Consider the following 7,535-nt stretch of genomic DNA (forward strand, 5'->3'; position numbering starts at 1 on the left):
ACATAGTGTTGTTCTAAATTGAATATCTTAAGGTTTTCACTCGATTAGCCATTATTCTAATAAATCCGAGTATCTTTAATTCCAACTTTTTTATACTGAAAAAAGCGGGTATTGTTTCCAATACCCATAAAACTTAGGTCTGAGCATTAAATTCAAATAGTGAAAACAACATCTAAACTAAGCTACTGTTAATATTTAAATTTTACATTCAGACGAACCATCATAGGATCTCCCCAATTGACCAATTGTGCATTGGGTGTGGTCCCTGCCAGATACTCTCGATCAAATAAGTTTTTAATTGTTAAACCTGCGCCCCAATTCTTGGCTTCGTAACCCGCATTTACATCAAATAAGGTATAACTTGGTAAATAGACAAAATCCGTATTGCGCTGTGCTGTTCTAGAACCTTGATAACGAATTCCAGCACCGATGTTCCAACCTAATTTATCTGGGCTAAAATAATACTGGGTGGATAACGAACTGGCATTTTTAGCTACATGATTGGTCCGTTTGCCAATATCACTGGCAATCACACTTTCAGTGACTTTTGCTGTTGGGATATAGCTATAGGTTGCTGTGGCATTCCATTGATCGGTTAATGCCGCTGCGATTTCTGCTTCAAAACCTTTGGTAACTTGCTCACCTGTTTGGATTGAAAATTTTTGAGAGATATCTGTTTCAGTTACATTTTTACGGGTTAGATCATAATAGGCAATATAACCTTGTAGACGCTGATCCAGTGCTTGTAACTTAACCCCGACTTCGGTCTGTTTACCCTCTTCAGGATTCAGCAATTGACCATTTTCTCCAGCATCTGTTACAGGCATAAATGAGGTCGAATAACTGATATATGGTGCAAACATATCATTGATACGATACATCACAGATGCACTGCCCGTAAAAGCATTGTCAGAGTTTTTGCTGTTGCTATTTTTTAATACATCGTCAATTTCAACCTGAGTCCAATCATGTCGACCAGACAATCCGATAATCCAGTGGTCATCTACTTTAATTGTATTGCGTAGATAGAGACCCGTAAATTGGCTATAGGTCAATTGTTGTGTTGGCGTCCCCAATTTGGTACTGGTAATTCCATAGGCTGGATGGTCAGAATTAAAAGAATTGATGGTATCGTTTCTACGATAGTAATCACTGCGCTCTCGCATCATATCGATACCCACCATCACATCGTAATTGATCTTTCCAAAATCAAAATTACGTTGCAGGTTGCTGTCCAAGGTATAGTTGGTATCTTGCTTATCTTGATTATTTACAGCGCGTTTAATGATTGGCAGTGTGTTTGTACCTGATGCCAATATCGGATTGCCTTGGGTATCAGTTTTGGTAACCGCAAAGTTTTGTTTAAATACCCAATTATTGTCAAAGTAGTGCGCATAATTTGCACCAAGACGATAAACATCGATATCATAACCATGATCAGGTTCACCAAAGAATAGACTTGAAGGGTATTTTTTATAATCGCCTTTGCTATAAGGAATGCCCTGTTGACGGATGTATTCACGGTGTTGATAACTGGCAATGACGGATAAATCATCTTTATCGCCTAGATCAAAATTGTAAGATGGAGCAATATATTGATTTTTAAAATAAACATGGTCAGTCGGGTCATCTTGATCAGAGACCCGTCCTACAATACGAAAAGCGCCTTTTGCACGATTGTCAGGGGCATAATTTAGGTCAAATGTACCTTCTTTTAAAGCATAGCTTCCATAACTTAATGTGCCTTTGTAAGCGGTTTCTGCTTGTGGTCGTTTGGTGGTTAAATTGACTAAGCCCCCTGGCAGCGCCAAACCAAAACCAACTGAGGTTGGCCCTTTGACCACTTCAATAGACTCCAAGCCTGAAATATCTTCCGCTCGTAAAACATTATCCGATGCTTGGATACGCAACCCATCAATATAAGTTTGTGAACTGGATATTTGTCCACGAATAATAAAGTCATCCCAGCCTCTTCGTCCATATTGACCAGAGGTCACGCCTGCCACACCTTCTAAAGCTTCTGCTACTGTTTTTGCTTGCTTTTGTTCAATTTGCTGATTGGTGATCGCACTAATCGACTGAGCTGTTTCAAATAAAGGTGCTTTAGATCGCAATACCGCGCTTGCTGTTTTTGCTGCATAGGCTTTTTTATCACTGTCTGCTTGTACGGTAATCGTTGGCAATTTATTGCTTACAGCATTTTGCGTTATCTCTGATTCTGACTCAGCATGAGCGGTGGATAGCATGATGGCAAAAACTGAAAATGCGAGGGAGGATTTATTAAACTGCATTAAACAATGACCTAAAAACTTGAAGAATAATTATAATCATTTTCATTTATATTTATCACTATTTTTTACACTTTCCTTTCACTGATATATGTTTGAAAAGCAACATGCTTTAAATAAAACGTGTTTTTTCTAATGATTCGACTGTATCAATCAGGTCACTGATAAGTTAGGCTTATTTTTATAACGTTCAGTCAAAAATCAAAAATACAGTTTATCTAGATGTTTTATTTTGCAGATGCCCCATATATTGAGTCGGGCTTAAACCTAGAACTCGGTGAAACATGGTGGTGAATGCAGCAGGATTTTTAAAGCCAAAATCATAAGCAATTTTCTGGATCGGCTGATTTTGGAGCAATTTTTCAAGACTTAACAGTACACAAGCATGTTGTCGCCATTTTGAAAAAGACATCCCGACTTCACTTTTAAACAGCCGACTAAAATGCCGTTCGCTGATATAAAGTTGTATCGCAATTTCTTCAGGTGATAAATGAATATTTGGCTGCTTTAAGAACTTTTGGCAAATTTCTAACATGGCTTTATCTTCTGGTAAAGGTAAATGCAGTTCAATTGTTTCAGAAATTTCCAGCTCGGTTAAAATCAATTCTTGAATCAGCTCATCATGTCTTGAAAGCGGTTCATTTAACTCTGGTGCTTTTAAAAGTAATTGTCTAAGCAAAGGCGAAATTGACAGAACTTCACAGCATTCAATCTGCCTAGGGACGTATTCAGGAAGGATATACAAACTACAGGTTTTAACATTAAACAAAGTCAGTTGATGCGGAACTTGTGGTGGAATCCAAACTGCCCTTTCTGGTGGAATGATCCAGTTTCCTTGTGGTGTTTCAACATGCATCATGCCCTGAGCTGCATAGAGTAATTGTGCTCGTTTATGGCTGTGCATCTTCAACACATAATAATCAGCATACTGCGTTTCTATCGCAATCATTTTATGTTTTAAATGCTCAACGCTATGAATCGAGATTTGTTTCATATCTCTGTCTGATTTGAGTAATTAAATGCGGAATATAACAAATTTTATTGATTGGGAAATCCTTAAACTGGTATTTATTTTCAAAGATCTATGCTTATGGAACTCTATCTTATTTTATTGGTTGCAGGATTTGTCAGTGGCATACTCACCATATTATTTGGTTTTGCTGGGGGCTTTGTGGTGGTTCCCTTGGTTTATTCGACAATCCGTATGCAATATCCAATTCATTCTACCGCCTATGATTTAGCTTTTAAAAGTGCTGTTGCCACCTCATTGTTATTGATGGTGATCAACTCAGGATTGGCAAGCTATCAGCAATATAAACAGCGAAAAATACACACGCAGTACTTATTCCCCATCGCTTATTGGATTGCTGCTGGTGCAATTTTAGGCACTTTGATCGCCCTGAATACTTCATCACATCTGTTAAAATGGGCTTTTGCACTCTATTTGTGTTTTACAATTTTTGATTGTCTGATTCGTCAATTCAGACAGCCCCACTCAAATGCTCAAACAGTAAGATTACTCACCAAAACAGAGCAAGGCTTAGGCGGAATATTCATCGGTGGGATAGCAGCTGCTTTGGGTGTCGGAGGCAGTGTGATGACTGTTCCCCTGTTCCGTCGTTGTGGTTTGGATATGTCTTCATCGGTTGCCCTTGCCAATCCTTTGAGTATGCCAGTTGCGCTTGCAGGTTGCTTCACCTTGATCATTGGACAATTCATTCAACCCCAACATTTAGGCACGCATTTTATTGGTTATTTTTATTACCCTGCTTTAATTGCGTTGATTATAGGGGGCTTTTTAGGCATGAAACTTTCGATAAAGTGGATAGGGAAATTGTCTAATCAGCTGCATGAACGTGGTTATATCCTATTACTCACGCTGGTTTTGATCAGTATTTTATTTCAATAACCAAGACTGGCAGCTTAAAGACTTAATGCTTACCTGTTAACAATCCAACTGAAAACCAAGCCATATATCGTTTTAACACTGCAACTGTTAAATTTGATAGATGTTGCAATCGAACGCCTCGTGCTAAAAATTATATGATTTTAGAGATTTAAATTTATGTTGATGAGTTAATTAAAAAAAGCGAAAAGTGAATTTAATGGTTAAATTAAATTTACTTTTCGCCATGTCATTCTTTCATTTCGTATGGTTGGTGCAGATACATTAGAATTTCTGAGAAATACTTACCTTATAATCTCGACCTGTACCTGTCATATATTCACCCAAATACATTTTGTAATCACGATTAAATAAATTATCAATCGAGAAATTCAGCGTAGGCCCTTTTGCACCGATTGGCTGCCAGTCTGCATAAACACTATGTAGTGAATAGCCTTTGGTTTTAGGTAATGAAAATGAAGATGCCGCAATTGACTTATCATTGTCAGAAAGGCTTCGGTCTTGCGCAGCTACAAATATCCCTCTCCAGCCCATAGTTAAGTAATGTTCAGGCACATTTACCCCTAAAGTCGCCGTGGCTTTTTTCGGTGGGATATTGGTCATCCATGTTTTTTGATCAAACCATGGATTTACCGGGGAATTATCACGTTGCCCGCGAATATAGGAATAAGTTAAACCTGCGAACCAAGTTGGCTGGTTATAAAAGGCTTCGGCTTCATAGGCTTTGATGGTGTAATCAGTCACATTACGATAAAAACCATGATCATAGTTGCCTTTACAATCCGCTACGCTACCCGAGCCATTGTTGGCATTGTTTTCTGCTTGTGCTCGACAGAATGTTGAACGATTACGAAATATCTCATCACTACCCCGATTATGATGATAAGTTAAACGAACTTGCAGATGATCTTCATTGCTAAACACATCATCAAAATTCATCTCATTTCCGACACGAATCGCCAACATTTTTTCAGGCAGTAGATAACGACTAGTCGAGGGAACAGTGGTCGCTGCGGATTGCACATAATATTGTTCATCAACACGAGGCGCACGCCAAGTTTTACTCACATTTGCAAACCAAGTCATATAGTCCGCCTGTTTCCAAGACATCGCTAAACGTGGAGACCAGCCAGTATAAGTTTTACTAGAATAATCATGTCCAGCAGTTGGATCATTAAATCGTGATGCACGATTTGGCTTGCCGTTATTTTCGATATGATCATAGCGTAGCGATGGTGTAATGACGAAATTATTAATCTGATATTGATCTTCAACAAATGCACTGAGCATTTGTTGATCGCCAGCAGGCATATAGTTCGGTTCGTAATAACCAAAATTATAATCTGGCTTTTTGGCATTGTTCTTGTCATATATCAGCGAATTTTGTTCCATTTTCTGATATTGCGCGCCAACTTTTAATTTATGCGTCCCCAAATTTGTTGGAATGTCGCTGATATTATTTATTTTCAATGCAGTATTGGTATAAGTCACCCAACTTTCGTTGCCTAACAGTGCCGCTGAACCGTTTACACTTGGCAAGCGTTGATCATGCTGATAAGTCTTTGAATAGGATGCGACCGCTTTTAAATTTAGATATGGATTAGCGTCAGGGTTGAACTCATAACTTGCTGAGTAACTGGTATCTTCTTGATCACGGTCCACCAAACGGCGCTTCCAAGCCTCTTCATAGCCATATTTGGCAATATCTGCTTCAGTTGGTACTGCATCCTGATCACGCATAGCAGCAAAAGGTTCCCAGCCCTCATGCCCACTTTGCATCGCATTTAAAGAAATTTTATGACCATCTGCTGGATAAAAATTCAGTTTGGCTAAATAGGTTTCTTGCTCTTGCCCAGAATATAAAAACTGACTGCCATCTGGGCGCTTTACATTTCCACTATCGCGATTGGTATAGTAAAACAGACCATCGACCAATCCATTCTCTGCTTTACCATATACTGCACCAGTATAAGTATTTTGGCTGTTATTGGAAAAACGTGAATATTTTAAAAATGCACCAATATTTTTATCAGCGTCCAGTAGATCAGTGGCATCTTTGGTTTCAAGTGTGACCTTACCGCCAAAACCGCCATTTCCTACTTCAACATTATGCGGTCCTTTATCCACCGTGATTTTCTTTAAAATTTCTGGCTCAATAAAGACTGAACCCTGTCGATATTTGTCAAACGTTTTAACAGAATCGTCTAAGGTAATGGGAACATCTGCTACACCACCCATCCCCAAAATATTAATCGTTTGCCCCCCCGGGCGTGGAGATCCGGCTGAACCAACACTGGGCATATGATCCAGTAATTGTGCAACATTATTTGCCTGATAACGATCAATCGCCTTTTGATTCAGTACGCTTTGGCCAAATTGTATAGTGTCTTTTTTTATGGCTTCTACCACAATCGGTGTCATCTGATAAATTTGGTTTTCATCAGTACGGGCATTTGAACTTGTTGTTTTTCCTGTTGTTGTATTCGCTGTATTAACTACTGGGATTTGTACAGTAACGGGCTTTTCAACTAACAGATAACCTGCTGAGGTTTTTTGAATCTGAAATGGCGTATTTTGCACCAATAACGCAAAAAACTGGTCTAAGCTATATTTACCCTGAATCGTCTTCACCCGATAACGATTAGTTTTTTCTGGATCTAATAATAAAGATACGTTGGCTTGCTGTGCCAAACTATTTAAAGCTTGGGTAAGTGAACCGCTTTGCACTTGATAAAAAGTTACTGGTAAAGTGTTATTTGCATGCGTTTGCATACTCATTGCACCCATAGAAAGTGCGATTGCAACAGCCAAAGCAACAGGCTTTATTGCTGTCTGATATAAAGATTGAGACATTCTTTACTCACCCAAGGTTAAATGATAATCATTAACTTCATTCAGTTAAAATAATCTGTGTTTTCATGCGTTCTAAGTTATATGACGAAGCAGACAGAAAAAAACCGCAATGAACTGCAGTTTTATTTAATTTTCTCAATCTGCAACAAACAAACTATTCCCTGTTGAAACCATCAGACGAAAATTAATTATAGTGCAATGTATAATTTACTCTCGCTGTGGCATCCTGAGCATCGACAATCCCTGTTTTGGAAAAATAGCTTACTCGAAAACCTACTCGGGCGACATTACTAGTCCCATAAACAATACTTCTTGCTTGGGTATCCCAAGGCGCAGAAAGATCAACAATATTCCAGCCACCTGGAGTACTTATTTGAATAAAAACAGGGTGTTTAACAGAAGCACCTGTGGCTTTATTGATCAACAAAGTCTTATCCGATTCATCTAAGTCAGTTGCTGAAATTGGACTGAGATGAATACCTTTAAAG

At 38.6% G+C, this 7,535-nt stretch carries 4 protein-coding genes and 1 pseudogene; 1 reads left to right on the forward strand and 4 read right to left on the reverse strand.

Features of this window, described 5'->3' with window-relative positions:
- Positions 1-188 precede the first annotated feature (188 nt).
- Entirely contained in the window at positions 189-2,291 is a 2,103-nt protein-coding gene (locus tag ACG916_RS12240) for a TonB-dependent siderophore receptor (RefSeq protein ID WP_336954058.1), read from the reverse strand.
- 211 nt (positions 2,292-2,502) lie between these two features.
- Positions 2,503-3,282 carry an AraC family transcriptional regulator gene (locus ACG916_RS12245; RefSeq protein ID WP_419327824.1) on the reverse strand — a complete coding sequence of 260 codons (780 nt, stop codon included), beginning with the start codon at positions 3,280-3,282 and terminating at the stop codon, positions 2,503-2,505.
- A gap of 96 nt (positions 3,283-3,378) precedes the next feature.
- Between ACG916_RS12245 and ACG916_RS12250 the strand changes: the two genes are divergently transcribed.
- Entirely contained in the window at positions 3,379-4,197 is an 819-nt protein-coding gene (locus ACG916_RS12250) for a sulfite exporter TauE/SafE family protein (RefSeq protein WP_419327823.1), read from the forward strand.
- 261 nt (positions 4,198-4,458) lie between these two features.
- Here ACG916_RS12250 and ACG916_RS12255 read toward each other — a convergent pair whose 3' ends face one another.
- Positions 4,459-7,047 carry a TonB-dependent hemoglobin/transferrin/lactoferrin family receptor gene (locus ACG916_RS12255; RefSeq protein WP_336954061.1) on the reverse strand — a complete coding sequence of 863 codons (2,589 nt, stop codon included), beginning with the start codon at positions 7,045-7,047 and terminating at the stop codon, positions 4,459-4,461.
- A 184-nt stretch (positions 7,048-7,231) separates the two neighbouring features.
- Positions 7,232-7,535, reverse strand: a pseudogene (locus tag ACG916_RS12260) (fimbrial protein); the annotation flags it as partial.

It is taken from the genome of Acinetobacter legionensis (genome assembly GCF_048552295.1).
In the GTDB taxonomy this organism is placed as follows: Bacteria; Pseudomonadota; Gammaproteobacteria; order Pseudomonadales; family Moraxellaceae; genus Acinetobacter.

Bases quoted from the DNA above. Each gene is read 5' to 3' on its own strand.
- ACG916_RS12240 (WP_336954058.1), bottom strand. From the start codon at position 2,291: ATGCAGTTTAATAAATCCTCCCTCGCATTTTCAGTTTTTGCCATCATG.
- ACG916_RS12245 (WP_419327824.1), bottom strand. From the start codon at position 3,282: ATGAAACAAATCTCGATTCATAGCGTTGAGCATTTAAAACATAAAATG.
- ACG916_RS12250 (WP_419327823.1), top strand. From the start codon at position 3,379: ATGGAACTCTATCTTATTTTATTGGTTGCAGGATTTGTCAGTGGCATA.
- ACG916_RS12255 (WP_336954061.1), bottom strand. From the start codon at position 7,047: ATGTCTCAATCTTTATATCAGACAGCAATAAAGCCTGTTGCTTTGGCT.